2 protein-coding genes and 1 pseudogene are annotated in these 3,423 nt (G+C 36.4%); 1 reads left to right on the top strand and 2 read right to left on the bottom strand.

Annotated features, from left to right (window positions below):
- Window positions 1–182: 182 nt before the first annotated feature.
- Window positions 183–2,813, top strand: coding sequence for a DNA polymerase III subunit alpha (locus H6F47_RS27060; RefSeq protein ID WP_190651830.1), 2,631 nt, complete (start codon window positions 183–185; stop codon window positions 2,811–2,813).
- 2 nt (window positions 2,814–2,815) lie between these two features.
- Here the strand turns inward: H6F47_RS27060 and H6F47_RS28310 are convergent, their stop codons facing one another.
- Both H6F47_RS28310 and H6F47_RS28755 read right to left on the bottom strand, forming a co-directional pair.
- A complete protein-coding gene (locus H6F47_RS28310) occupies window positions 2,816–3,070 on the bottom strand; it encodes a DUF4351 domain-containing protein (RefSeq protein ID WP_242027509.1) in 255 nt (84 codons plus the stop codon).
- Between the two features lie 6 nt (window positions 3,071–3,076).
- Window positions 3,077–3,322, bottom strand: a pseudogene (locus tag H6F47_RS28755) (DUF2887 domain-containing protein); the annotation flags it as partial.
- Window positions 3,323–3,423 lie beyond the last annotated feature (101 nt).

Genomic DNA, 3,423 nt, shown 5'->3' on the forward strand with positions numbered 1-3,423 from the left:
CATTCGGGCGATAAATTATCAATTTTTATCACAGGTTATTTTCCTGTAAGGGCGAAGCATTCGGGCGATAAATTATCAATTTTTATCACAGGTTATTTTCCGAATGCTTCGCCCCTACGACTCCTGAAGTCTGGTATAAATAGCTGCATTTTAACCGTTTAATTATTCACTATTAATTGCTTATGTCTTTTGTACCTTTGCATATTCACAGCGACTACAGTTTGCTAGACGGTGCTAGTCAACTACCAGAGTTAGTAGATCAGGCGATCGCACTAGGAATGAAAGCGATCGCCCTCACAGATCATGGTGTCATGTATGGCGCAGTTGAACTCATCAAAATCTGCCGCAGTAAGACTATTAAGCCAATTATTGGCAACGAAATGTATATCATTAACGGTGATATTGAAAAACAAGAACGCCGTCCTAAATATCATCAAGTTGTTTTAGCAAAAAACACCAAAGGTTATAAAAACCTAGTTAAACTCACCACAATTTCTAATCTTAAAGGTGTACAAGGTAAAGGTATTTTTTCCCGTCCTTGCATTAATAAAGATTTACTCAAACAATATAAAGAAGGTTTGATTATCACCAGTGCTTGTTTAGGAGGAGAAATTCCCCAAGCAATTCTCAGTGGTAGGCCAGATGCAGCCCGAAAAGTTGCCAAATGGTATAAAGAAGTATTTGGCGAAGATTTTTATTTAGAAATTCAAGATCACGGTTCTCAAGAAGACAGAATTGTAAATGTTGAAATTGTGAAAATTGCCCGTGAATTAGGCATTAAATTTGTCGCTACTAACGATTCTCATTATATTTCTTGCTTTGACGTAGAAGCCCATGATGCTTTACTTTGTATTCAAACCGGTAAACTAATTGTTGATGATAACCGGATGCGATATAGCGGCACAGAATATTTAAAATCTGCCACAGAAATGAAGTTACTATTTCGTGATCATTTACCCGAAGATGTTATGGAAGAAGCCATAGCGACAACAGTTGAAGTAGCGGATAAAGTCGAGCCTTACCATATCATGGATGAGCCGAAAATTCCTACTCCTCCCATTCCTTCTGGTCACACTCCTGATACTTACGCTGAAGAAGTAGCTTGGCAAGGACTGTTAGAAAGATTAAACCGCAAATCTCGTAACGAAGTAGATCCAGTCTACAAAGAAAGATTAGAGTATGAATTAAAAATGATTCAGCAAATGGGTTTTTCTACCTACTTTTTAGTAGTGTGGGACTATATCAAATTTGCGCGAGATAATAATATTCCCGTCGGTCCTGGTCGGGGTTCTGCGGCTGGTTCATTAGTTGCTTATGCCATGCGAATTACTAATATTGATCCCGTGCATCATGGCTTACTGTTCGAGCGATTTTTGAACCCAGAACGGAAATCCATGCCTGATATTGATACAGATTTCTGTATTGAAAAACGGGATGAAGTAATTGATTATGTGACTAGAAAATATGGTGTAGATAGAGTTGCCCAAATTATCACTTTTAACCGTTTAACATCCAAAGCAGTATTAAAAGATGTCGCCAGAGTATTAGATATTCCCTATGGGGAAGCTGATAAAATGGCGAAAATGATCCCAGTGGTACGGGGTAAACCAACTAAATTGAAAGTAATGGTTTCTGATCAAACACCAGCACCAGAATTTAAAGAAAAATACGATAATGATCCGAATGTTCGCCGCTGGATAGATATGGCCATGCGAATAGAAGGAACTAACAAAACCTTTGGTGTTCATGCAGCAGGTGTGGTTATTTCCGCAGAACCATTAGATGAAATTGTACCCTTACAACGTAATAACGACGGCTCAGTAATTACCCAGTATTTTATGGAAGATTTAGAATCACTGGGTTTGTTAAAAATGGACTTTTTGGGTTTAAGAAACCTAACCTTAATTCAAAAAACCATTGATTTAATACAACAAAGTAAAGGATATCATATTGATCCTGATGACATTACCCGTGATGAAAGAAAAGCCCAGAAAATATTAGCTAAAGGTGAACATAGCACTTTACCTAAAGATGTATCTCAAGCATATTCATTATTAGAATCTGGAGATTTAGAAGGTATCTTTCAATTAGAATCTTCAGGAATGAAGCAAATCGTGAGAGATTTGAAACCTTCTAATATTGAAGATATTTCTTCTATTTTGGCATTATATAGACCTGGTCCATTAGATGCGGGATTAATTCCTAAGTTTATTAACCGTAAACATGGTAGAGAAGCAATTGATTATGAATCGCAACTTTTACAACCTATATTAAATGAAACCTATGGAATTATGGTTTATCAAGAGCAAATTATGAAAATTGCTCAAGATATGGCAGGTTATTCTTTAGGACAAGCTGACTTACTGCGTCGCGCTATGGGTAAAAAGAAAGTAGCGGAGATGGAAAAACAAAAGCAAAATTTTATAGATGGTTCAGCAAAAAACGGTGTAAAACCCCAAGTAGCTGAAAAACTATTTGCGGATATGTTGAAGTTTGCCGAATATTGTTTGAGTTATGAAACTGAGGTTTTAACTGTAGAATATGGCTTTTTAACTATTGGGGAAATTGTGGAAAAGCAGATTGAGTGTAGTGTATTTAGTGTTGATAACAATGGTAATGTTTACACTCAACCTATTGCCCAATGGCATCATCGGGGAGTGCAAGAATTATATGAATATTGTTTAGATGATGGTTCAAAAATCAGGGCAACAAAAGACCATAAATTTATGACTAATTCTGGGGAAATGTTGCCCATTGATGAGATATTTGAGAGAGGTTTAGACTTGTTGAAAGTCCCAAATTTACCAGCTTAAATTTAGGTTTGGGATTTCAACCATTCATCTAAATCGTTGATATCCCGAAAATCTAATAACGCTTCTCCCAAGTCTTCTAATTGTGCTATTTTCAGGTTACTGATTTTCTGGATATAACTATCTGTCAATTTTCCAAACCTCTTAGATAACAGACGCAGTAGTAAATTTTTCTCTCCCTCTTGTTCACCTTCTTCTCTACCTTCCTGCTTTGCTTCTTGATATACCCTTGTTTGTTTGATATCATTGACTAAAAACATCGCTTCTATCTCCTGACGGGTTAATTGCGAAAACTTCGACAACAACACAGTTTCCAATAACTCTATAATACCTTCTCTTTCTGAGTTGTTGGTAATTTCGGTTTGCGTTCTTTGCATCAAATTCTTAACTAATTCTGGGGCTTGGTTTTCTTTACTGACAATTAATTCAATTAACCCCATCCCAATTGAACCTGATGATATTTCATCTAAATAAATCCGTTTGATGCGACCACTATTGACTAATTCTTGCTGGTAATTAGGGTTTGCTGAATAAACCTAAAACCTTGATATATCAAAGGTTAGAGGCTGATAAACACAGAAATTAGTGCAAGGGTTTTGAAGGGTATACCGGA

The sequence above is a fragment of the Sphaerospermopsis sp. FACHB-1094 genome (assembly GCF_014696195.1).
Taxonomy (GTDB): Bacteria; Cyanobacteriota; Cyanobacteriia; order Cyanobacteriales; family Nostocaceae; genus Sphaerospermopsis; species Sphaerospermopsis kisseleviana.

Excerpts from the sequence above, each read along its gene's own strand:
- H6F47_RS28310 (WP_242027509.1), bottom strand. The coding sequence starts at position 3,070 with ATGTTTTTAGTCAATGATATCAAACAAACAAGGGTATATCAAGAAGCA.
- H6F47_RS27060 (WP_190651830.1), top strand. The coding sequence starts at position 183 with ATGTCTTTTGTACCTTTGCATATTCACAGCGACTACAGTTTGCTAGAC.